23 protein-coding genes are annotated in these 20188 nt (G+C 75.6%); 10 read left to right on the forward strand and 13 right to left on the reverse strand.

The features are described 5' to 3' along the window. Positions 1-118: 118 nt before the first annotated feature. Positions 119-1324, forward strand: a complete 1206-nt coding sequence (locus ACZ66Z_RS02280; protein WP_469932056.1) for a low temperature requirement protein A — start codon at positions 119-121, stop codon at positions 1322-1324. Between the two features lie 52 nt (positions 1325-1376). Here ACZ66Z_RS02280 and ACZ66Z_RS02285 read toward each other — a convergent pair whose 3' ends face one another. The 5 genes from ACZ66Z_RS02285 to ACZ66Z_RS02305 all read right to left on the reverse strand — a co-directional run bounded on the left by ACZ66Z_RS02285 (position 1377) and on the right by ACZ66Z_RS02305 (position 6354). Next, positions 1377-1571, reverse strand: coding sequence for a hypothetical protein (locus ACZ66Z_RS02285; protein WP_469932057.1), 195 nt, complete (start codon positions 1569-1571; stop codon positions 1377-1379). Between the two features lie 55 nt (positions 1572-1626). Then, a complete protein-coding gene (locus ACZ66Z_RS02290; protein ID WP_469932058.1) occupies positions 1627-2010 on the reverse strand; it encodes a hypothetical protein in 384 nt (127 codons plus the stop codon). A 162-nt stretch (positions 2011-2172) separates the two neighbouring features. Continuing rightward, entirely contained in the window at positions 2173-3543 is a 1371-nt protein-coding gene (locus tag ACZ66Z_RS02295) for an amino acid permease (RefSeq protein ID WP_469932059.1), read from the reverse strand. Between the two features lie 66 nt (positions 3544-3609). Beyond that, entirely contained in the window at positions 3610-5778 is a 2169-nt protein-coding gene (locus ACZ66Z_RS02300) for a phage holin family protein (RefSeq protein WP_469932060.1), read from the reverse strand. Between the two features lie 171 nt (positions 5779-5949). Continuing rightward, the gene (locus ACZ66Z_RS02305) at positions 5950-6354 is read right to left on the reverse strand and encodes a hypothetical protein (RefSeq protein WP_469932061.1); all 405 of its coding nucleotides are present in this window, start codon (positions 6352-6354) and stop codon (positions 5950-5952) included. 110 nt (positions 6355-6464) lie between these two features. Between ACZ66Z_RS02305 and ACZ66Z_RS02310 the strand changes: the two genes are divergently transcribed. Together ACZ66Z_RS02310 and ACZ66Z_RS02315 are read left to right on the forward strand one after the other, a co-directional pair. Further along, positions 6465-7244 carry an MBL fold metallo-hydrolase gene (locus ACZ66Z_RS02310; protein ID WP_469932062.1) on the forward strand — a complete coding sequence of 260 codons (780 nt, stop codon included), beginning with the start codon at positions 6465-6467 and terminating at the stop codon, positions 7242-7244. A 17-nt stretch (positions 7245-7261) separates the two neighbouring features. Beyond that, a complete protein-coding gene (locus ACZ66Z_RS02315) occupies positions 7262-7975 on the forward strand; it encodes a DedA family protein (protein WP_469932258.1) in 714 nt (237 codons plus the stop codon). Here the strand turns inward: ACZ66Z_RS02315 and ACZ66Z_RS02320 are convergent. Beyond that, positions 7955-9001, reverse strand: coding sequence for an MBL fold metallo-hydrolase (locus ACZ66Z_RS02320; RefSeq protein ID WP_469932063.1), 1047 nt, complete (start codon positions 8999-9001; stop codon positions 7955-7957). The genes ACZ66Z_RS02315 and ACZ66Z_RS02320 overlap by 21 nt on opposite strands. A gap of 64 nt (positions 9002-9065) precedes the next feature. After that, on the reverse strand, positions 9066-10298 hold the full coding sequence (locus tag ACZ66Z_RS02325; protein ID WP_469932064.1) for an aminotransferase class I/II-fold pyridoxal phosphate-dependent enzyme: 1233 nt from the start codon (positions 10296-10298) through the stop codon (positions 9066-9068). A gap of 316 nt (positions 10299-10614) precedes the next feature. Here ACZ66Z_RS02325 and ACZ66Z_RS02330 point away from each other — a divergent pair, with 316 nt between their 5' ends. Together ACZ66Z_RS02330 and ACZ66Z_RS02335 are read left to right on the forward strand one after the other, a co-directional pair. Further along, the gene (locus ACZ66Z_RS02330; RefSeq protein ID WP_469932065.1) at positions 10615-11133 is read left to right on the forward strand and encodes a GNAT family N-acetyltransferase; all 519 of its coding nucleotides are present in this window, start codon (positions 10615-10617) and stop codon (positions 11131-11133) included. 93 nt (positions 11134-11226) lie between these two features. Further along, positions 11227-12063: a methyltransferase domain-containing protein gene (locus tag ACZ66Z_RS02335; protein WP_469932066.1), complete on the forward strand. Its 837-nt coding sequence runs from the start codon at positions 11227-11229 to the stop codon at positions 12061-12063. Between the two features lie 31 nt (positions 12064-12094). Here ACZ66Z_RS02335 and ACZ66Z_RS02340 read toward each other — a convergent pair whose 3' ends face one another. Then, positions 12095-12325 (reverse strand): hypothetical protein, encoded by a 231-nt coding sequence (locus ACZ66Z_RS02340; RefSeq protein ID WP_469932067.1) that lies wholly within the window; start codon positions 12323-12325, stop codon positions 12095-12097. Positions 12326-12461: 136 nt separating this feature from the next. Then, positions 12462-12674: a hypothetical protein gene (locus ACZ66Z_RS02345; RefSeq protein WP_469932270.1), complete on the reverse strand. Its 213-nt coding sequence runs from the start codon at positions 12672-12674 to the stop codon at positions 12462-12464. Positions 12675-12853: 179 nt separating this feature from the next. Between ACZ66Z_RS02345 and ACZ66Z_RS02350 the strand changes: the two genes are divergently transcribed. Beyond that, complete coding sequence (locus ACZ66Z_RS02350) at positions 12854-13186, forward strand: DUF6204 family protein (RefSeq protein ID WP_469932068.1); 333 nt, start codon at positions 12854-12856, stop codon at positions 13184-13186. Between the two features lie 161 nt (positions 13187-13347). Continuing rightward, the gene (locus tag ACZ66Z_RS02355; RefSeq protein ID WP_469932069.1) at positions 13348-13734 is read left to right on the forward strand and encodes a hypothetical protein; all 387 of its coding nucleotides are present in this window, start codon (positions 13348-13350) and stop codon (positions 13732-13734) included. Here the strand turns inward: ACZ66Z_RS02355 and ACZ66Z_RS02360 are convergent. The 3 genes from ACZ66Z_RS02360 to ACZ66Z_RS02370 form a co-directional block, all read right to left on the reverse strand. Continuing rightward, a complete protein-coding gene (locus ACZ66Z_RS02360; RefSeq protein WP_469932070.1) occupies positions 13712-14332 on the reverse strand; it encodes a GNAT family N-acetyltransferase in 621 nt (206 codons plus the stop codon). The genes ACZ66Z_RS02355 and ACZ66Z_RS02360 overlap by 23 nt on opposite strands. A 150-nt stretch (positions 14333-14482) precedes the next feature. Beyond that, positions 14483-14851 carry a hypothetical protein gene (locus ACZ66Z_RS02365; protein WP_469932071.1) on the reverse strand — a complete coding sequence of 123 codons (369 nt, stop codon included), beginning with the start codon at positions 14849-14851 and terminating at the stop codon, positions 14483-14485. Then, positions 14848-15099: a DUF1049 domain-containing protein gene (locus tag ACZ66Z_RS02370; protein ID WP_469932072.1), complete on the reverse strand. Its 252-nt coding sequence runs from the start codon at positions 15097-15099 to the stop codon at positions 14848-14850. Before ACZ66Z_RS02370 ends, ACZ66Z_RS02365 begins: the two co-directional genes overlap by 4 nt. 187 nt (positions 15100-15286) lie before the next feature. Here ACZ66Z_RS02370 and ACZ66Z_RS02375 point away from each other — a divergent pair, with 187 nt between their 5' ends. Both ACZ66Z_RS02375 and ACZ66Z_RS02380 read left to right on the forward strand, forming a co-directional pair. Continuing rightward, positions 15287-16048, forward strand: a complete 762-nt coding sequence (locus ACZ66Z_RS02375) for a GntR family transcriptional regulator (protein WP_469932073.1) — start codon at positions 15287-15289, stop codon at positions 16046-16048. Positions 16049-16204: 156 nt separating this feature from the next. Next, complete coding sequence (locus tag ACZ66Z_RS02380; RefSeq protein ID WP_469932074.1) at positions 16205-17293, forward strand: adenosine deaminase; 1089 nt, start codon at positions 16205-16207, stop codon at positions 17291-17293. Between the two features lie 29 nt (positions 17294-17322). On the opposite strand, the gene ACZ66Z_RS02385 is transcribed toward ACZ66Z_RS02380, so the two are convergent. Beyond that, on the reverse strand, positions 17323-19134 hold the full coding sequence (locus ACZ66Z_RS02385; protein ID WP_469932075.1) for a CocE/NonD family hydrolase: 1812 nt from the start codon (positions 19132-19134) through the stop codon (positions 17323-17325). Positions 19135-19331: 197 nt separating this feature from the next. On the opposite strand from ACZ66Z_RS02385, the gene ACZ66Z_RS02390 reads away from it, so the two are divergent. Beyond that, positions 19332-19985: a GntR family transcriptional regulator gene (locus tag ACZ66Z_RS02390; RefSeq protein ID WP_469932076.1), complete on the forward strand. Its 654-nt coding sequence runs from the start codon at positions 19332-19334 to the stop codon at positions 19983-19985. Positions 19986-20188: the final 203 nt, after the last annotated feature.

The raw sequence follows: 20188 nt of genomic DNA on the forward strand, positions 1-20188 counted from the left end.
GGTCGATTACCCGAGGGGTCATGCCGGGCTGTGGACCATCGCGTCGCCGCTCCCGCCGGTGTGAGTAGTCTTCCCGCCGGGGCGGCCGGAACCGGCGCTCCGAAGGGGGAGGACGCAGATGGTGTGGAACGGACGACGGGCCATGGTGGCCACCGCGGACGATCACAAGGTGACGCCCGCGGAGCTCTTCTTCGACCTGGTGTTCGTGTACGCGATCACCCAGGTCACCGCCCTCATGGCGGCCGCGCCCTCACCGGTGCGGATGGTGGGCGCGATGGTCGTCCTCGCGCTGCTGTGGTGGTGCTGGTGCGCCTTCGCCTGGCTGGGCAATGTGGTACGGGCCGATTCCGGCGCGCTGTTCGGCGTGCTCGTCGTCGTCATGGCCGTCGTCCTGATCGTGTCCCTCGCCGTGCCGAACGTCTTCGCGGAGGCGCCCGGCGGCCTCTCGGCACCGCTGGTGTTCGTGCTCTGCTACGGCGCGGTGCGCGTGCTGCACCTGACCTCGTACTGGCTCTCCAGCCCGGGCGACACCGCGCTGCGGGCGACCCTGCGGCGCACGGCCATGGCGTCCGTGCTGCCGCCGCTGGTGCTGCTGCTCATCGGCTGCGCGTACGACGGCCGGGCCCAGCTCCTGTGGTGGCTGGGGGCGGTGGCCGTCGACTACGGCGGGATCTACGTCACCGGTTCCTCCGGCTGGCGGGTCAACTCCCCCGGGCACTTCGCCGAGCGGCACGGCCTGATCGTGATCATCGCCCTGGGCGAGTCCATCGTGGCGATGGGCGTCGGCGTCGGCGACTTTCCGCTCTCGTACGCCGTGCTCGGCGCCTCGGCCGCCGGGCTGCTGCTCTCGGCCGGGCTGTGGAGGCTGTACTTCCGGCAGCTCGGCGAGGCCGCCGAGCACCGTCTCTCCGCGCTGGACGGCGACGACCGCACCCGCTTCGCGCGGGACGTCTACACCTTCCTGCACCTGCCGCTGGTCGCCGGGGTCGTGCTCTGCGCGCTCGGGATGAAGAAGGTCCTCCAGCAGGTCGCCGACACCGGGCACCACGGCCTCGCCGAGCCGCTGCACGGGGTCGTGGCCTGGTCCCTGACCGGGGGCGTCGGCGTCTATCTGCTGGGCGCCGCCGCGATCGTGCTGCGGACCTCGGGGCGGCGGCCGACCGCCCTGGCCGCGGGCGGGGCGTGCTGCCTGGCGGCGGGCCCGCTGGTCGGCCTCGTCCCGGCCCTGGTGGCGCTCGCGGTCCTCGCCGCGGCGGCGGCGCTCCTCGTGGGGCTGCACTCCAGGCGGGGCGCGCGGGCGTTCGAGGCGGTGGAGGCGGCCTGAGACGAGGGCGCCGGCCCTCCGGAGACGCGCTCCGGGAGGCCGGCGCCGGGGTTCAGCGGAGCGGGTCCTCCCGGCGGGCGGGCGGTTCGGGCGTCCGGGTGGTCGGCTCGGAGGTCCGGGTGGTCGGCTCGGAGGTCCGGGCGGGCCTCGGGGCCCCGGACTCGGGGGCCGTGCGTTCGGTGCGCCGGGCGCGTGAGGCCTCGGCCCGCAGGAGGGCCTGGAGGACGGCGTGGGGGTCGACGGGCATGGCGAAGCTCCTCGTGGTGCGGGGGTGAGGGGGGACTGCGGGGAGGCGGGGCCTCTCAGCAGCGCATCACCACGCACCGGAGCGCGTCGCCGCGCGGGGCGGGAACGGGGGCGGGGGCCGGAGTCCGGTGGTGGCCCCGGGGGCCGTGGGGCCGGGAGCCGGGTCCGAGGGGGCGGAGGCGCGCGCGGTGGGTCCGGGTCCGGCCGGGGAACCCGGCCACGGCACCGGCCGGGTCGTGGGTCTCGCCGCCCGGATCGGAGGCCGGGACGGAGGCCGCGGCGCGCGGCTCGGCGACGGGGAGCGCGGCGGCGGCCCCGGCGCCGAGCAGCGCGGCGAGGACGAGGAGGAGCGCGATCCACCGGTGCCGGCCCCGGGCCGGGCGCGCCCGGCGCCCCGCCGGGGTGGCGGGCGCGGCGGGCGTCTGGTGCGCGGGGCTCACGGAGATCCGTACTGCCCCGCCGGGGGACGGCCGCGGCGCCACCGCTCCGGGATCCGCCCGGGCGGCCTACGCCGGGGCGCCGGATTCACCGCCCCGGCGGTCATCGCCCGGGTCCCGCCCGGCGGACCGGGCGCGGGTCCGGCCCGACCGGCACGACACCCCCTAGGCGGCCGCGCGTTCCTTGCGGGCGGCCATCCAGGCGTACACGAGCACCCCGGCGAAGAGGAACAGCACGCCCTGGTAGACGGCGGCGTAGCCGGAGCCGGCGACCAGCCAGAGGGAGAAGCCGAAGGCGGCGAGGGCGAGGACGCCGTCGCGGGCGAGCCGGGCCCGGGAGACCTTCTCGGACTGGCCGGAGAGCAGGAAGTGGACCTGGGCGGCCGTGGAGAGCAGGTAGGGCACGGTGGCGGTGAAGGTGGTGACGAGGACGAGCGTCTCGAAGACGCCCTTCGTGCCGGCCGTGTAGTTGTAGACCGTCAGGAACGAGGCGAGGACGACGGTGACGAGGACGCCGACCGTCGGCACGCCCCGCCGCTTGACCGTGAACGCCTTCGGGAAGAGTCCGTCGCGGGCGGCCGCGTAGGGGGCCTGGGCGCTCAGCAGGGTCCAGCCGTTGAGGGCGCCGAGCATGGAGACCATGGCCATGCAGGCGACGGCCGCGCCGCCCCAGGAACCGCCGAACATGGCGTTCACGGCGTCGGAGAAGGGCGCGGTGGAGGTGACGAGCCGGTCGTGTGCGACGGTGCCGAAGACGGCGAGGGTGCCGAGGAGGTAGACCGCGGCGGCGCCGAGGGTGCCGAGGACGGTGGCGCGGCCGACGTTGCGGCGGGGGTCGCGGACCTCCCCGGCGCTGACGGCGGCGGACTCGACGCCGAGGTAGCTGAAGAGCAGGATCGCGGCGGAGGCCGAGACGGCGCCGAGCGCGCTGCCCCCGCTCGGGTGGAACGGCCCGAGGTTGGCGCTGTCGAAGAAGAACAGGCCGCCGACGGCGACGAGGATCAGCGGGACGAACTTCAGGACGGTCGCGACGAGCTGCACCGCGCCGACGTAGCGGGTGCCGGCCAGGTTGGCGAGCGCGGGCAGCCACTGGAAGAGCAGGGCGGCGGCGATGGTGGCGGGCTTGGACCCGTGGAGGGGAACGAGGACGTCGAGGTAGCCGACGGCGGCGACGGCGAGGGCGGCGTTGGAGACCCAGGCCGTGATCCAGTACGACCAGGCGGCGAGGAAGCCGGCGAAGTCGCCGAAGGCGGCGCGGGCGTAGACGTAGGGCCCGCCGGTCCGCGGCAGGCGGTGGGCGAGCCGGCCGAAGACGAGGGCGAGGGCGATCGCGCCGAGGGTGAGGACGCCGAAGGCGACGAGGCTGATGGTGCCGTAGGGGGCGACGGAGGCGGGCAGCAGGAAGATCCCGCCGCCGATGATGTTGCCCGTGACCAGGGCGGTCGCGATGGGGAGCCCGAAGCGGCGGGCGTGCCGGTCGGCCGGCGCGGTGTCCGTCTCGGGTCCGCTCTGTGGAGTCGTGGTGGCCGTGCTCATGGGGTGGTGCGCCTTCCGTCGTACAAATCCGGACCATCGTCCGGTAACGGCGAACAGGCATCCAAATCAGTGGTTTTTGTCCTGCGTGACCGGGTCGTCGACCGGAAGAACTGATTCCGACGCGCCCGTGGACGGGGAAATCTCCAGCGGACCCGGCGACCCCGCCCGCCCGAGCGGCACCTGCGGACCCGAGGACTCGCGCAGCCAGCGCCGCAGCACCCGGTGCACCTGCTCCGCCCCGACCAGCTCCTCCCCCGCCCCGACCGGCGGCGACAGGTCCGGCGGCGACAGGAGGAAGGCGCGCGACTGCTCCCCGCCGAGACCGCCGTGCGAGCCGATCTGCTCCTCGAAGGCGTGCACGCTCCCCGTCGCCGGGTCGTACACGGAGTTGACCATGATGTCCGCGACGTGCGGGAAGCCGTCCGTGCGCCGCACCGCCCGCGCCGCGCCCCGCCCGAAGACCGCGAGCGGTCCGTCGTCCGCGAGCTCGGCGACCGGCACCTCCACCCCGTCGCGGGCGAGCACCACCGAGCCGTGCTCGGCGCTCGCCACGAGCACGAAGCCGATGCCCGGATGGTGCGCGAGGGTGCGGAGGAGGGCGGGATGGCGCCGGTCGATCTCCTCCCGGGTCATCCGGTGCGGCACGTCGGGGAAGGAGACGAGCCCCAGGTTGCCCGAGGCCAGGACCACCGGCTCGGAGGGCCGGGCGGGCAGCTCCCGGGCCGTCTCGTCGCTCTCGTCCACCGGCCGGTGCAGCGCGCTGCGCAGCGCGTCCCTGGCCGCGTCCCGCGCCTCCGAACCGCTCCGCGTCCGTCGCACGCGGCGCGGCACCGGCAGTCCGCACCCGGCCCGCACGAGGTCCTTGAGCGTCAGCCCGTACGCCGACTCGAAGGTCTCGCCGGGGCTCTGCCCGTGGTCGGAGAGGAGCACGATCCGGTACGGCCGCGGGGCGTGGTCGGCGACGGTGGCGATGAGCGCGATCGCGCGGTCGAGGCGCGCCAGGACCTGGTCCGTGTCGCGGCCGTGCGGCCCCGAGTGGTGCGCCACCTCGTCGTACGCGACGAGGTCGGCGTAGACGGCGGTCCGCCCGGCGAGGACGTCCCCCATCACGGCGGAGACCACGACGTCCCGCTCGACGACCGTCGCGAAGGCGCGGACGAAGGGGTACGTGCCGCCGCGCGAGACCCGCGGGGTCTCCCGGCGCAGCCGCGCCCGCGTCGACTGGTACACCTCCCGGACGCACTCGGCGACGAGCGATCCGGCGGTGCGGACGGCGTTGGCCGGGTCGGAGAAGTACGCGAAGTAGCCCGCCCGGGAGCGGTTGCGTCGGCCGCGCCGGGCGGCCATCGACAGGACGAGGGCGAGCTGGTCGGCGCCGCCGCTGAAGAGGTTGCCCCGGGAGGCGCCGTCGACGGTGAGCAGACCGCCGTCCCCGGTGCGGCGCACGGCCCGGCGCTGGAGCTCGACGGCGCTCGCCGGGCGGTTGGACACCACGAGCCGGCCGGTGTCCTTCTCGTACCAGCGGAAGGCGGGCACGTCCTCGTTGGAGCCGTGCAGGATGCCGAGCTGGCTGGCGCCGGTCTGGCTGGACCAGTCGGTGCGCCACGGGGTGAGCCGGTGGCCGGCCTCCAGCCACTCCGCGACGGTCGGCATGAGGCCGTCGGCGACGGCGCCGCGCAGCACGTGGTGGCCGACGCCGTCGAGCTGGAGGAAGACCGTGCCGGGCACGGCCGCCGCCGGGTCGCCGGGGTCGCGGGGACGGGTGCGGCCGGTGAGCCGGTAGAGCCGGCGCCGGTAGGCGTCGTCGTCGCGGACGGCGAGGGCCGTGGAGGTGGCGGAGGCGACGGCGGACATGACGGCGGCCACCGCGACGGCGGTCTCGGGGGCGGCGGCGCCGCGCCCGTCGGGGATCAGCCACAGCGCGACGAGCAGCAGCGAGCCGTTGAGGAAGAAGACGAGCAGACCGAGGACGAGCGCGGGGACGAGCAGCAGCGCCCGCACGATCAGCGGCCAGACGAGCGCGCCGAGCAGACCGAACGCGCCGGCGGCGGTGGCGGCGGTGAGGGCGGTCCTGGTGAAGGTGTCGCCGTCGGCGGACTGGAGCTGGAAGTCGGGCAGCAGTCCGGCGAGGAGGAGCATGGTGAGCGTGGACACCGCCCAGACCACGAGCACCCGCGCCAGAGTCCTGCCCGCGGACCGCCAGCGGTCGGCGCCGCCCCATCGCCCGTCACCCACGCCCGCTTCGCCTTTCGCCCGTTTCCTGCCCCCAGCGTGGCACAACGGCCGTGGTCGGCGGGAAGGGCGGAGGCCCGCGCGGAGGAGGGGATGCCGGGAGCCGGTTTCGGGAAGGGGACGTCGGGGGCCGGTTCGGGAAGGGACGTCGGGAGCCGGTTCGGGGCGACGGCCTCAGGAGCCGTCGTATCCGGCGGTGGGCATCGAGAGCCGCCGGTGCACGCCCGCCTTGGCCGCCTTGTCGTACGGAGGTTCGTCAGGTCCGACGGTCTCCACCCGCACGCCGCGCCGCTCGCACTCCGCGCGGAAGCCCGGTACGGAGGTCAACGCGCGGGCCAGGACCCGTTCGTTGGGGGCCACGAAGAGGTCCACCGTCCCGGCCTCCACATCGGCCCAGAGCGCCGCGTGGTCCGGGCGGATTCCGTAGCAGAACAGCTGGCGGGCGAGCACGTACCCCTTGTCGTCGGCCCAGCGGGCACACACCGCGTGCTGGCCCCGCGTGTCGACCAGGAAGGGGTCGCTGTCAAGCTCTTCGAGCGGGGTGAGGCTGGCGATCGCCGCCACCCGAACGTCGTCCATGGACCGACCCTACTGCCGGAAGGTGACGCCCGAACATCCTCCGGAGCGCGCTCCGGACATTTACCCTCGTTACGACAGACGTCTGACGAGACGGACAGCGGAGGGGCGGCATGGCGGTGGAGGTCACCTGGTGGGGGCACGCCACCTGCACGGTCGAGGACTCCGGGGTCCGCTTCCTCACCGATCCGCTGTTCGCGCGGCGGCTCGCGCACCTGCGGCGGCGGCGCGGCGCCCCGCCGCCGCCCGAGGCCGCCCGCGCCGAGGCCGTCCTCGTCTCGCACCTGCACGCCGACCACCTCCACCTCCCCTCGCTCGCCCGGCTCCCCCCGGGGACGCGGGTCCTCGTGCCGCGCGGGGCGCCCGCCGCCGTGCCCGGGCTGCGCGGGCTCGGCAGGAACGGGCTCCGGCTGACCGAGGTGGAGCCGGGCGACGAGGTGACGGTGGAGGGCCTGACGGTGCGGGCCGTCCCCGCCCTGCACGACGGGCGGCGGCTGCCCGTGGGACCGCACCGCTCCCCCGCGCTCGGATACGTCGTCGAGGGCGAGGCGCGCACGTACTTCGCCGGGGACACCGGCCTGTTCGACGGCATGGCGGACGCGGTGGGCCCGGTGGACGTGGCCCTGCTGCCGGTCGGCGGCTGGGGACCGTACCTCGGGCACGGCCACCTCGACGCGGGGCGGGCGGCGGAGGCGCTCGCCGCGCTCGCGCCCGCGGCGGCGGTGCCGGTGCACTACGGCACGTACTGGCCGATCGGGCTCGACGGGGTCCGGCCGCACGAGTTCCACGCGCCGGGCGACGAGTTCGTCCGGCACGCGGCACGGCTCGCGCCGAAGGTGGCGGTCCACCTCCTCGGCCACGGCGCCCGGGTGCGACCGGAGGTCGCGCGGTGATCCCCGGCGTCGCCGGGATGGTCACGGCGGTGCGCGTGCTGCCGCCGGAGTCGACGCAGCAGGCCGTCGGCTATCCCTCGCTGTTCCTGCTCGTGGCGCTCGGCGCGCTGGTGCCGGTCGTGCCGACGGGCGCGATCGTCAGTTCGGCGGCGGTGGTCGCCTTCCACCAGTCCTCGCCGTTCTCGCTGCTCTTCGTCTTCCTGGTGGCGTCGTCCGCCGCGTGCCTCGGCGACACGGCCCTCTACTGGCTCGGGCAGCGCGGGGTCCGCTCCCGCAACGGCTCGCGGTGGCTCGCCGCGCTGCGGTCCCGGGTGACGCCGGAGCGGCTCGCGCACGCGCAGGAGCGGCTCGACGCGCACCAGGTGTCGGTGCTCGTGCTGTCCCGGCTGGTGCCGGCCGGACGGATCCCGGTCATGCTGGCGTGCCTGCTCGCCCAGATGCCGCTGCGCCGCTTCGTGCGGGGGGACGTGGCGGCGTGCCTGGCGTGGACGGCGACGTACCAGCTGATCGGGATCCTGGGCGGTTCGCTCTTCCCCGAGCCCTGGCAGGGCGTGGTCGCGGCGGTGGGCCTGACGGTGCTGGTCAGCGCGGTCCCGGCGCTGTGGCACCGGGCGCGGGGCGCTCACCGGGAGGCCACGCCGGTGCGCCGGCACCGCGAGGTCCCGCCCGGCGCGTCGGGGCACGAGCACCGCGGGAGCCCGCCCGGCGCGTCAGGGCACGAGCACCCGTGAGGCGCCGACCGGCAGGTCCCACAGGTCCTCGCGGGGCAGACCGGCCTCCTCCCAGGCGGCCCTGACCCGGGTGAGGGGTTCGAGGACCGGCTCGGAGGACAGCGCGAACGTGGCCCAGTGCATGGGCGCCATCCGCCGCGCGCCGAGGTCCTGGTGGGCGCGGACCGCCTCCTCGGGGTCGGTGTGGACGTCGCTGAGCCACCAGCGCGGGTCGTACGCGCCGATCGGGAGCAGCGCCAGGTCGATGCCGGGGTAGCGGTGGCCGATCTCGGCGAACCAGTGGCCGTATCCGGTGTCCCCGGCGAAGTGGATCCGGCGCCCGGCCCGGTCGGTGAGGATCCAGCCGCCCCACAGGGAGCGGCAGGTGTCCAGGAGGGTGCGCTTGGACCAGTGGTGGGCGGGGACGAAGTCGAAGCGCACGCCGTCGAGTTCGGCCGCCTCCCACCAGTCGAGCTCGGTCACGCGGCTGAACCGGCGGCGGGTGAACCAGCGGCCGAGTCCGGCCGGGACGAAGACCGGGGTGTGCCGGGGCAGCCGCTTGAGGGTGGGGCCGTCGAGGTGGTCGAAGTGGTTGTGACTGATGACGACGGCGTCGACGGTCGGCAGGTCCTCCCAGCGGACCCCCACGGGGGTGAGGCGGGCCGGCGTGCCGAAGATGCGGCGGGACCAGACCGGGTCGGTGAGGACGGTCAGTCCGCCGACGCGCAGGACCCAGCTGGCGTGCCCGGCCCAGGTGACGGCGAGGGTGTCGGGTCCGGCGGGCGGCAGCGGGCCGGGCTCGAAGGGCAGCAGGGGGACGTCACGGAGACCCTCGGGGCGGGGGCGCACGGCTCCTTCGCGGGCGAAACGGGCCAGGGCCCGGACACCGGGGAGGGGCGCGGTGAGCCGGTCGGCGAAGGTGCGGGGCCAGTCCTGGCGCAGCCGTCCGACGGGCTGGAGGAGGGGCGCGGAGGGCTCGGCCGGACCGGGGTGGGGCGGGGCCGGGGCCTGTCCGGCCCGGGCGGGGGGTGCCGTCCGTTCGGTCATCTGCGGGCTCCGTTCCGCTCGGCGCTTCGTACGGTGGCAGGGGGGCGTCGAAGTGCGTCCGTGGTCACCGGAGTTCCTCCAGGGCCCCTCCGAACTCCCCCAACGCACGCTTCACGTGGGGCAGTTCCACGGGATCGGATACCCCGATCGCCTCGGCGCGCTCCTCCTCGGTGGCGCCCAGGAACATTCCGGTGCCGAACCTGACGCGCAGCGCGCCGAGTTCGTCGCCGAAGCGGTGGCCGCCGGTCGCCGGGGTGCCGAGCCGCGCGGTGAGGTGGCTCTCCAGTTCCAGGGAGTCGGTGACGCCCCGGGCGGCGAGTCCGGGGCGCAGCGGCCCGAGGTCGGCGTAGAGGTGGCGGCCGGCCTGCGGCGGCCGGGCCAGGGCCCCGGCGGCGAGGACGGTGCGGTGCGCGGCCCCGGCGAGCCGCCCGTGGACGGCGGCGGCGCGCCGGGCCCGCACGGTGACGTCCTCGGGTTCGTCGAGGGCGTGGGCCACGGCGGGGGCCACGGGCCCGGGGACGAGGGCGCCGAGGGCGGTGAGCACGTCGAGGACGCGGGCCCTGCGGTCGGTCCAGCGGTCGGCGCGGGACGGGTCGGTGGGCGGGAAGCGGGCGACGGCACAGGGCCAGGCGGCGGGGGTGAGGGCGCCGCCGAGGTCGACGAGGACCGTGACGTCGTCGGGGCACATCTCGGCGGGGCCGAGCAGCACGGTGCCGCCCGGCTGGTGGAGGGTGTCGCGCCAGGTCTCGTCGCTGATGACGTGCAGGCCCTCGGCGACGGCCGCCTCGCAGGCCTCGCGGACGAGCTCCGGCGGGGCGACGGTGGCGGTGGGGTCGTCGGCGACGGAGAGCAGCACGACCCGGGGGTCGCCGCCCTCGGCGCGGATCCGGCGGACGGTCTCCAGGAGGGCGTACGGGTCGGGGACGCCGCCCGCCTCGGCGGGCGTGGGCACGTGGTAGGCCGGGCGGCCGAGGAGCCGGGCCTGCGGGGTCCACCAGGCGGGGCAGGGACGGGGCAGCAGGAGGTCGCCGCCGTGGGCGGCGATCAGGGCCAGGAGGAGCGTGGGGGCGCCGGGTGCGGCCACCACGTCCTCGGGGTGGGTGCGCAGGCCGCGCCGCCACCAGTAGCCGGCGGCGGCCTCGCGCAGGACGGGCCCGCCGCCGGGCGGCTCGGGGGCGGCCCGTCCCGCGGCGGCCGCGAGCAGCTCGGCGAGCCCGGGCAGGACGGGGAGGCCGGTGTCGGGTGCGGGAGGTCCGTAGCGCACCGGGCCGCGGCCTTCCGGAGCCGTCTGCCGCATGTCCCGCACCTCCTGAGCGCGCGGGGGCGCCGGACGGGCACCCCCGTGCCCTTTATACGAAGTTTCTACGCTTTTCGCTCCTTCAGGCGACGGTGGCCGGGTGACGCACGCCCCCGTCGGAGGGCCCCGGGCGATGTGCGCCGCCCGCTCCGACCGGGCGGCGGGGGCGGTGGCGCGGGAGGGCGGCGCGACCCGCCGGGCGGCGCAGGGGCCGCCGTTTCCGGCGCGCTCGACCAGGGCCGTACGGGTGGCGGCGGGCGGGCCCCGCGGCTGCCCGCGGGTGGAGCGGGCCGGGCCCCCGGGGCGAGAATGTCGCATGCCGATACGTGAAGCGCTTCCCGAGGACGCCGCGGCCCTCGCCGCCGTGCACGTCCTGTCCTGGCGGGCCGCCTACCGCGACCTGCTCCCCGGCCCGTACCTCGCCGCCCTGGACGTCGAGGAGCGCGCCGACGCGTGGCGCGCCCGCCTCGCGGCACCGGACCGGCCCACGGTGCTGGTGGTGACGGGGGACGACGGCCGGCCCGTCGCCTTCTCGTCCTTCCGGCCCTGGCCGGACGGGGAGTTCGAGCCCGGGAGCACGGCCGAGCTGGCGGCGCTGTACGCCCTGCCGGAGGTCTGGGGCACGGGCGTCGGGCGGGCGCTCGTGTCGGCGTCCACCGAGGCGCTCGTCGCGGCCGGGTTCCGGGCGGCGGCGCTGTGGGTGTTCGCGGGCAACGCACGGGGGCGGGGGTTCTACGAGGCCGCGGGCTGGCGACCGGACGGGACGGTGGTCCGGGAGGAGACGGGCGGCCGGGTCCTGGAGGAACTCCGGTACCGACGGGACCTGTTCGCCTGAACAGCGGTTGTCCACATGACAAGACGCAGGTCTCATCATTCGATCACGCCGCGTACGGTGGAGGCACGCACCCACACCGAGGGAGTCGCTTCGATGACGCACGCCTCCGCGCAGCCCGCGGCCTCCGAGACCGCCGTCTACACGCACGGCCACCACGAGTCGGTCCTGCGCTCGCACAGCTGGCGGACCGCCGCCAACTCCGCCGCCTACCTGCTGCCCGAACTGCGCCGGGGACTGGACGTCCTGGACGTGGGCTGCGGGCCCGGCACCATCACGGCCGATCTGGCCGCACTGGTCGCGCCGGGCCGGGTCACCGGGGTCGACGCCGCCGAGGACGTACTGGCGAAGGCCCGCGAGGCCGCCGCCGAACGGGGCCTGACGAACGTCGGGTTCGCGGTCGCCGACGTCCACGCCCTGGACTTCCCCGACGACTCCTTCGACGTCGTCCACGCCCATCAGGTGCTCCAGCACGTCGGCGACCCGGTCCAGGCGCTGCGCGAGATGCGCCGGGTGTGCCGGCCCGGCGGCGTCGTCGCGGCCCGCGACAGCGACTACGGCGCCTTCGCCTGGTTCCCCGAACGGCCCGCCCTGGACGGGTGGCTGGACCTGTACCACCGGGTCGCGCGCGCCAACGGCGGCGAACCGGACGCGGGACGGCGGCTGCTCTCCTGGGCCCGGCGGGCCGGTTTCACCGAGATCACGACGACGGCCGCCACCTGGTGCTTCGCCACCCCCGAGGAGCGGGACTGGTGGAGCGGCCTGTGGGCGGACCGTACGACCGCTTCCGGTTACGCCGGCCTGGCCGTGGCCGGCGGGCACGCGACCGCCGCCGAGCTGGCGTCGATCGCGGAGGCCTGGCGGGAGTGGGGCGGGCAGGAGGACGCCTGGTTCATGGTCCCGCACGGCGAGATCCTGTGCCGGGTGTCCTGACGCCCCGCGACGGAACCGGACCGCCTCGGCCCTAGAAGAAGTCGTGGAATCCGAGGCAGTCCGGGTCCTGGAAGGGGCAGCTCGGATGCGGGGCGCGGTCCGGCTCCGGCGGGGCGGGATCGGGTTCCGCGGAGCCGGCCGCCGGCGGCGGCAGCTCGAACCCGCCGCACAGGCAGCCGCCGCAGGCGCCGGAGAACCGGGGCTCGGCATGGCGGAAACGCGGATGCCCGCACCGGCACTCGGCCGTCGCCCAGGACGCCATCTCCGGACCCCCGTCCCTCCGCACCCCGTCACACGGGCCGCGCCCCGGGAACCCTGCCCCGGAGTCCGTGCCCCGGGGGCCCTGACCCACGGACCCCGACCCGCGGTCCACGGTACCGCCGCCCGATGCCCTCCCGTCAGCTCGGGCGCATCCTGAACTCGTAGACGTCCGGCAGGGGTTCGTCGGTGAGCTCCGCCCACAGCTCGCCCGGGATCCCGGCGCCCTCGCGCAGATCGGCGACCTCGAAACCCGCTTCGAAGACGGCGCGGGCCCGCAGTGCGGGGAGGGGGTTGTCCGGACCCCACGGGGCCGCGGGCAGCGTCAGTACGGCACGTCGCACGGTCGTCATCGATCCATGGAACACGCCGGAGCCGGTCCTGACCAGGGGTTCTCCGTGTCAGGCTTCGGCAAAGCCACCCGGGGGGCGGGTGCCCGGATATTCCCGGCGGGGGCGGTGCCCGCCGCCGTAGTGTGGAGGGTCGGCCCGCCCGCCCGGGCGGGGAGCCAGGGACGCAGGGAGTACGAGGAATGGGCACGCAGCACACCTACCGGGTCATCGTGCGCGGCACGTTCGACGGTCTGTCGGAGGAGAGCCGGGCCCGGCTGCTCGCCGAGGTGGACGCGCACGGGCTGACGGCGATGCAGTTCACGGAGGAGGGCTCGCTGGCCTACGACCGGACGCTGAAGCACTTCTCGTACCGCATGGTCGTCGTCTCGGACGCCGAGGACGGCGACGAGATGGCGGGCGCGATCGCGGAGGACCGGGTGGAGAGGGCGCTCGGCGAACTGGGCCACGGGCACAAGGCGCTGCGCTCGACGGTGACGGACCTCGACACGATGAAGATCAACTACAAGCGCTAGGCGGTTTCGTCCTCACCGCTCCGCCCTCGCCGCCGGGCGGACCGCCGTCCCCGTCGTCTTCGTGCCGAGGACCTTCCCCTCGGCCGAGGGCGGGGCGGGCCGAGGAATGAGGCCGGATTCGCCCTCCGGAGCCGAATCCTCCACCGGCATCCTTCTGGTCCATGACACTCAAGAAGCGCATCGCTGCCGTGACGGCCTCGCTCGCGGCTTTCGCGAGCACCGTACTCGTCCTGGCGCCCAGCGCCTCCGCCGTCTCCTGGAACGGCTGCACCTACCCTCAGGTCTGCTTCTACCAGAACGTCGACCGGTGGAACGCCGGGAACCCCAACGCCCGGTACCAGGACATCACGTCCGGCTACCAGAGCCTCAGCACCGCCGCTCGCGGAGCCAACTACGTGTACAACACCCGCAACGACGACGTCGCCTGGCTGCGCTACACCGAATACGGCGAGACCAGGTACACGTGCCTGGCCCCCAACTCGATGGACAGCTTCGACGCGGAGGAGACGCTCACCGGCATCAGGATCAGCCCGGCGTCGCACTGCTGATCGGCCGGGCCTCGAAGGACGGCTTCGCGTTCCGCCCGGTCTCCTCCGGCCGTACCCGGTCGGGCGCGGTGATCGCCCAGCGTTCGTGGTCCCGCCAGGCCCCGTCGATGTGCAGCATCGCGGGCGAGAAGCCCTCCAGGCGGAAGCCGGCGCGGCGGACGAGAGCGCGGGAGGCGGTGTTGCCGGGCTGGATGTTCGCCTCCAGGCGGTGCAGTCCCATGGGGCCGAAGGCGTGCTCCAGGACCAGACCGAGGGCCTCGGTGAGGAGCCCGCGTCCGGCGGCGTGCGCGAAGGCGCCGTAACCGAGGGCGCCGCTGCGGAACGCGCCGCGGACGATGTTGTTGATGTTGACGAAGCCGGCGATCCCGCCGCCGTCGGCGTGCTCGCAGACCAGGAAGCCCGCGCGCGCCGGGTCATCGATCAGCACGCCCGCGTAGGCGGTGTACGCCTCGGTCGTGCACGGCGGGAAGAGCCAGGGCCGGTGGAGCTCCCGGCTCTCGCGGGCGCGGGCGGTGAACTCCTCGGCGTCGGCGAGCGAGAAGGGACGCAGGCCCACACGGGGCCCGACGGCGAGGCAGGCGGCGGGTTCGTCGGACATGCGGCCAGGTTATGCGGGGCGGGGACGGGGGCGCGGGCTTTCGGCGGCGGGCACGGACGCGGGCGCAGGCATGGGAGCCGCCGGGGGGGCACGGGGGCCATCGGGGACGCGGGGGCCGCCGGGGCGCGGCGGGCGCCGGGGCGCGGGGCGTCAGCGGCGGGCGTCGCGGACGCGGGGCGGGCAGGTCTCGCCCTTGCGCACGACTCCGATCATGACGGTGGTCCGCCGGTCGAGGAGCGTGCCCGCCGCCGGGTACTGGGTGCAGACCTCCCAGTACGGCGGCCAGAGCACCCGCCGGTCGCGGCCGCTCACGTCGTGGACGTCGAGGCGGGTCCGGCGGTCGAGCCGGGTGAAGACCCGCCACAGCCCCCGGCCCAGGAAGTCCGGCACCGGCCGCGTCCCGGCGGCGTCGTCCGGCACGGCGGCACCGTCCGGCACGGCGGCGTCCTCCGCCGAGGAGACGGCGACGGCCGCGAGCGCCAGGAGCGCGCCGGCGCCGACGACGGCGGCCCGCCTCACTTCCGCCTCCGGGCCGCGAGGTGGTGGCCGCGGCCCGCGCCGAGGAGGGCGGTCGCGAGCAGCGCCACGTGGAGCGGCAGGACGACCTCGGGGACCAGCGGGCGGATCTCGGCCTCGCGGGTGTTCTCGAAGACGAGGACCAGGGCGAGGGCCGCGACCGCGACGCTCGCGATCCGCCCGGGGGCGAGGGCTCCGGCCGCCCGGGACGTCCCCCCGCCCGTTGTCCGTGGCGCCTGCTTGGGACTCATGCCCGGCCCTCTTCTCCGTCGTGCCGTCGGCCGTACCCGGCCACAGCCGTGGGACCAGAATGGGACGCGCGGCGCCTCCCCGTGACGGCGAGCAGAGCCGTACGGGTGACTTGTCAGACAACGTGGGCCGACTACCGTGGTGCGAAGACCGGCGGAGAACGAGCCGGGGACGAGACGAGGAGGGGCCGTGGCGGTCAGCGGACAGCGGCGGCGACCGGTCGTGGCGCTCTACGAGCGGATCGCGGACGCCGTCCACGACGGCACCTATCCGCCGGGCTCCACGCTCCCCTCCGAGCCGAAGCTCGCCGCCGAACTGGGCGTCAGCCGGCCGGCCCTGCGCGAGGCGCTGCTGCTGCTCCAGGAGGACGGCGTCCTCACGGTGCGGCGCGGGGTGGGCCGCACCGTCAACGACCGGCCTCCCCGGCGCGGCTTCGAGCACGTCCAGCCGCTGGAGGAGCTGATCGGCGCGGGCGCCCCGCTGCGGGTGCGGGCGCTGCTCAGGACCGTCGAGGAGCCGACCGACTTCACCACCCAGCACCTGCTCGCGCCCGCCCGCGCCGAGCTGCGGTTCTGGGAGTCCGTACTCAGCGGGGAGGGCGCGGCGGCGGCCCTGAGCCACGAGTGGGCGGCGCCCGTCGGGCTGCTCGACCGGGTGCACCCGGAGTTCGCGCGGGCCCTGCGGGCGGCGGAGGCGGCCCCGGGCGCCGGCGGTGCGGTCTCGATGCTGGCGGTGCTGGTGGGGGCCTCGCGGGAGACGGCCCTGAGCGCGCACAGCGGGATCACGGCGACGCTGCTCGGGCGGCGGCGCGGCGATCAGCTGGGGCGCCCGGCGGACACCCCCGCCGTCCTGGTCACCCAGGTGGTGCGGGTCGGCGAGACGCCGGTCCTGGCGGCCAAGCACATGCTTCCGACGGGCACGCCCGCACTGCCGGTGCTGCAGTCGTACTGAGCGGCCCGCCCACCCCGCCCCGCCCCGGCCCGGCCCCCGAGCCCCCGGCTATCGCGCCCCGCCCGCGGTGGCGGCGCGCGCTCGTCGGCCGTCCCGTACCGGCCCTGTCAGGGGCGTCACAGCACCCCGTGCGTCCGTGGCGTACACTTCCCCGCCATGCACTTGTCTGACAACCCCGCCACGCCTGCCGCCGCCACCGTCTCCGAGTGGATCCGCCGGGCCCCCAAGGCCGTCCTCCACGACCACCTCGACGGCGGGCTGCGCCCCGCGACCATCGTCGAGCTGGCGCGGGAGTGCGGCTACACCGCCCTGCCGACCGAGGACCCGGCCGAGCTCGCGGTCTGGTTCCGGGACGCCGCCGACTCCGGTTCGCTGGAGCGCTACCTGGAGACCTTCGCCCACACCTGCGCGGTCATGCAGACCCGCGAGGCGCTCGTGCGCATCGCGGCCGAGTGCGCCGAGGACCTGGCGGCGGACGGCGTCGTCTACGCCGAGATCCGTTACGCCCCCGAGCAGCACCTGGAGGGCGGCCTCACCCTCGACGAGGTCGTCGGGGCGGTGAACGACGGCTTCCGCGAGGGCGAGCGCCGGGCCGGCGGCCGGATCACGGTCCGCACCCTCCTCACCGGCATGCGCCACACCGACCGCTCCCTGGAGATCGCGGAGCTCACGGTCGCGCACCGGGACAACGGCGTGGCCGGCTTCGACATAGCCGGCGGCGAGATCGGCAACCCGCCGGCCCGCCACCTCCCCGCCTTCCAGCACCTGAAGCGGGAGAACTGCCACTACACGATCCACGCCGGCGAGGCCGTCGGCGCGGAGTCGATCCACGAGGCCGTGCAGGTCTGCGGCACCGAGCGGATCGGCCACGGCGTGCGGATCACGGACGACATCGCCGAGGACGGCACGCTGGGCCGGCTCGCCTCGTACGTCCGGGACAACCGCATCGCCCTGGAGGTCTGCCCGACCTCCAACCTCCAGACGGGCGCCGCGAAGGACTACGCCTCGCACCCGATCGACGAGCTGCGCCGGCTCGGCTTCCGCGTCACGCTCAACACCGACAACCGGCTGGTCTCCGGCACCACCATGAGCGAGGAGTTCCAGCACATGGCGGACGCGTTCGGGTACGGCCCCGAGGTCTTCGAGGAGTTCACGGTCGCCGCCCTGGAGGCCGCCTTCCTGCCGCTGCCGGAGCGGCAGCGGCTGATCGACGAGGTCGTCCGCCCGGGGTACGCGGCGCTGTAGAGACCCGCGGGCCTGTGGGCCCGTGGGCCTCAGCCGACCCTTCCCCCGCCCACCAGGGGAAGGGAGAGCGTCCCCGTGGACTCGGGGGCGCTGACGACGGTCACCGGCTTGACGCCCCGGTTGCCGGAGTACGCGGTGTCGCTCGCCGCGACGACGAACTCCAGCCGGTGGCCCGTCTCGTACCGGTGGACGATGCCCGGCAGCTCGACGGTGAAGGAGCGGGTGACGTCCGGTACGCGTACCGGTGCGACCAGCCGGTTGACCAGGGTCTTCGTCCCGTCGGGCGCGACGTCGTAGAGCTTGGCGAAGAGGACGAGCTTGTCGGCGGCGTCGCCCGAGTCCTGGACGCGCTCGGTCGCCGGGGACACGACCCGGAGGGTCGCCCTCGGCGCGCCGACGAGGTCGACGGGCGCGGCGAGCGGAGCGCTGGTCCAGCCGAGGTAGGTGCCCGGGGTGTCGTACGGCCGGGGGTCGGGGAGCCCGATCACGCCGGCGAGCGAGGACTCGGAGTGGCTCGTCGGGACCAGCCAGTTGCCGTACTGCCGGGAGCCCCGGGCGACCTTCGTACGGTTGTCGACGAGCTTGCCGTCGCCGGAGAGGTACAGCTTCTGGCTGAGCGCCGGGACCCGGTCGGCGGTGCCGTAACCGCCCTGCCCCTCGCGGTACCAGGCGAAGGCGGGGCCGGTGTCCGCGGCCGCGTTCTTCCGGAGGTGGCGGTCGAACCAGGCGAGGACGCGCTGCCCGACGTAACTCCCCTCGGGGTCGCCGAGGTCGAGTTCGCCCGGCTTCTGCCCTCCGCTGTGGCCCCAGGACTGCCAGATCATCCGGGTGTCGACGCCGCGCTCGCGCAGCCGGTCGTAGGTGGCGCGCGCCTCGTTGAGGTTGAACAGGCTGTCGGACTGGCCCTGGACGATCAGGGTGGGGGCGGTGATCCGGTCCAGGTAGGAGACCGGTGAGACGCTGCGGGCGTAGGCGAGCATCTCCTCGGTCTCGGCGGCCGGGTAGCGGCCGGAGTTGAGGAGCCTCACGGTGTCGCAGGCGTCGGTGACGAAGTGCAGGCAGCCGAGGGAGTTGATCCGGCTGGGGTCGAGGGACGGGGCCAGCAGGGGCTGTCCCTCGCCGATGAGGTAGAAGCCGTTGGCCCACTGCCACTTGAAGACGCCGGGAGTGTCCCGGTCGGCGGCGTTGGGGGCGAGCGAGTACGCGAGGTCGTTCCAGGTGATGAGGGGGACGAGGGCGTCGATGCGGGGATCGACGGAGGCGGCCGCGAGTTGTACGGCCCCGCCGTAGGAGCCGCCGATCATGCCGACGCGCGGATCCCCCGCACCGTCCCGGGTGACGAAGTCGGCGCGGGTGCCGTCGTCGGCGGCCCGGGTGCCGGCGAGGAAGTCGACGAGGCGGGCGGCGGCCCGGCCGTCGGTCTCCGGGGCGTCGAGGGAGATCAGGCAGCCGGACTTCCCGAAGCCGAGGCCCGAGTAGACGAGGCCGACGTAGCCGCGCTCGGCGAAGGCCTTGCCGATCGCGGCGGTGGAACCGTCGCTCTTGCTGCCGCCGAAGCCGTTGGTGGCGAGGACGGCGGGCGCGGGGTGGGCGGCGTCCGCACCGGCGGGCCGGTAGAGGTCGGCGTCGACCGCGCAGCTCCGGCCGCCCGCCTCCACGGTGAACCGGAGCGGGGTGACGGTGTACGCGCCGGAGCCGGCCCCGGCTTCGGCGCCCGCCCCGGCTTCGGCGCCGTTCGCGGGCGCGGCCAGGGCGAGCGGCGCGGCGAGCGCGGCCGCGCCGGCCACGAGCGCGAGGACCTTGCGGGAGCGGGGCACGGCACGGGACACGAGGACCTCCACGCTGAGGACGATGCCGGGAACCCGAACACCTACCGACTGGTAGGTACTCGGGCAGCGCCCATGCTGTGACACGTGTCATAAGCCCGTCAACGCGCCGGACGAAGGTTGTTGACGGAGATTCGGTGAAGGCGGTGCTCCCCGCGTCGGCGGTCGGGTCCCGCGGGCCTCCGTCCGCCCTCCGATGGGAGAATGACGGCATGACAGGCGCTGAGGAGTTCAGACCCGAATCGGAGCGGGTGACGCGCGTCCTGCGCGATCAGATCATCGACGGGACCCGGGCCCCCGGCAGCAGGCTGGTGGAGCGCGAGATCGCGGCCGAGCTGGACGTGAGCCGGCTGCCCGTCCGCGACGCCCTGCGGGATCTGGTCGCGGAGGGCCTGGTGACGCCCCGCCCGCGCACCTGGGCGGTGGTCCGCGAGTTCACGGCGTCCGACATCGCGGACCTCGGCGAGGTCAGGTCCGCCCTGGAGATCCTCGGCTTCCGGCTCGCCGCGCAGCGCCGCACCCGGGCGGGGCTCGCCAAGCTCCGCGCCGACCTCGACGCCGAGCTGGCGGCCGCGGCCAAGGGCGACGGGCAGGCCGCCCGGCGGGCGGCCGCCGACTTCCACGAGACCGTCACGGAGCTGGCCGACAACGCCCTGCTCAGCGAACTCAACGCGACGCTGCGCAGCCGGATGCGCTGGCTGCTCGGCCAGCACGACGACTTCACCGTCGTCGCCGAGGAACACGCGGAGCTGTACCGGGGAATCGAGGCCCGGGACGTGGAACGCGTCGAGAAGTTGGCCCTGCGCCATCTGGAGACGAGCCGGGACGAGGCTGCCGCGCACCAGCACAGGGCGGCGCCGGAGTAGGACCGCGGCCCACGCGGAGTGCGCGGCACGACGGACCGCCGCCGCCCGGCCGTGACGGCACGCCCCACCGCCCTCCCGGCCCGAGCCATAGACGCGGCCGGGGCGGGGCCGAGGCCGGACCGGGGTCGGACCGGGGTCGATGACGGGCCGGTTCGGGGCCGACGCCAGGCCGGGGCCGGGCCCGGGCCAGGCGGGCAGCGCCG

This window comes from Streptomyces sp. NPDC107498 (assembly GCF_055582805.1).

What these genes read in the sequence shown, in the direction of transcription:
- ACZ66Z_RS02280 (WP_469932056.1), top strand. Translation starts at nt 119, where the DNA reads ATGGTGTGGAACGGACGACGGGCCATGGTGGCCACCGCGGACGATCAC.
- ACZ66Z_RS02285 (WP_469932057.1), bottom strand. Translation starts at nt 1,571, where the DNA reads ATGCCCGTCGACCCCCACGCCGTCCTCCAGGCCCTCCTGCGGGCCGAG.
- ACZ66Z_RS02295 (WP_469932059.1), bottom strand. Translation starts at nt 3,543, where the DNA reads ATGAGCACGGCCACCACGACTCCACAGAGCGGACCCGAGACGGACACC.
- ACZ66Z_RS02305 (WP_469932061.1), bottom strand. Translation starts at nt 6,354, where the DNA reads ATGGACGACGTTCGGGTGGCGGCGATCGCCAGCCTCACCCCGCTCGAA.
- ACZ66Z_RS02310 (WP_469932062.1), top strand. Translation starts at nt 6,465, where the DNA reads ATGGCGGTGGAGGTCACCTGGTGGGGGCACGCCACCTGCACGGTCGAG.
- ACZ66Z_RS02315 (WP_469932258.1), top strand. Translation starts at nt 7,262, where the DNA reads ATGGTCACGGCGGTGCGCGTGCTGCCGCCGGAGTCGACGCAGCAGGCC.
- ACZ66Z_RS02320 (WP_469932063.1), bottom strand. Translation starts at nt 9,001, where the DNA reads ATGACCGAACGGACGGCACCCCCCGCCCGGGCCGGACAGGCCCCGGCC.
- ACZ66Z_RS02325 (WP_469932064.1), bottom strand. Translation starts at nt 10,298, where the DNA reads ATGCGGCAGACGGCTCCGGAAGGCCGCGGCCCGGTGCGCTACGGACCT.
- ACZ66Z_RS02330 (WP_469932065.1), top strand. Translation starts at nt 10,615, where the DNA reads ATGCCGATACGTGAAGCGCTTCCCGAGGACGCCGCGGCCCTCGCCGCC.
- ACZ66Z_RS02335 (WP_469932066.1), top strand. Translation starts at nt 11,227, where the DNA reads ATGACGCACGCCTCCGCGCAGCCCGCGGCCTCCGAGACCGCCGTCTAC.
- ACZ66Z_RS02340 (WP_469932067.1), bottom strand. Translation starts at nt 12,325, where the DNA reads ATGGCGTCCTGGGCGACGGCCGAGTGCCGGTGCGGGCATCCGCGTTTC.
- ACZ66Z_RS02345 (WP_469932270.1), bottom strand. Translation starts at nt 12,674, where the DNA reads ATGACGACCGTGCGACGTGCCGTACTGACGCTGCCCGCGGCCCCGTGG.
- ACZ66Z_RS02350 (WP_469932068.1), top strand. Translation starts at nt 12,854, where the DNA reads ATGGGCACGCAGCACACCTACCGGGTCATCGTGCGCGGCACGTTCGAC.
- ACZ66Z_RS02355 (WP_469932069.1), top strand. Translation starts at nt 13,348, where the DNA reads ATGACACTCAAGAAGCGCATCGCTGCCGTGACGGCCTCGCTCGCGGCT.
- ACZ66Z_RS02360 (WP_469932070.1), bottom strand. Translation starts at nt 14,332, where the DNA reads ATGTCCGACGAACCCGCCGCCTGCCTCGCCGTCGGGCCCCGTGTGGGC.
- ACZ66Z_RS02370 (WP_469932072.1), bottom strand. Translation starts at nt 15,099, where the DNA reads ATGAGTCCCAAGCAGGCGCCACGGACAACGGGCGGGGGGACGTCCCGG.
- ACZ66Z_RS02380 (WP_469932074.1), top strand. Translation starts at nt 16,205, where the DNA reads ATGCACTTGTCTGACAACCCCGCCACGCCTGCCGCCGCCACCGTCTCC.
- ACZ66Z_RS02390 (WP_469932076.1), top strand. Translation starts at nt 19,332, where the DNA reads ATGACAGGCGCTGAGGAGTTCAGACCCGAATCGGAGCGGGTGACGCGC.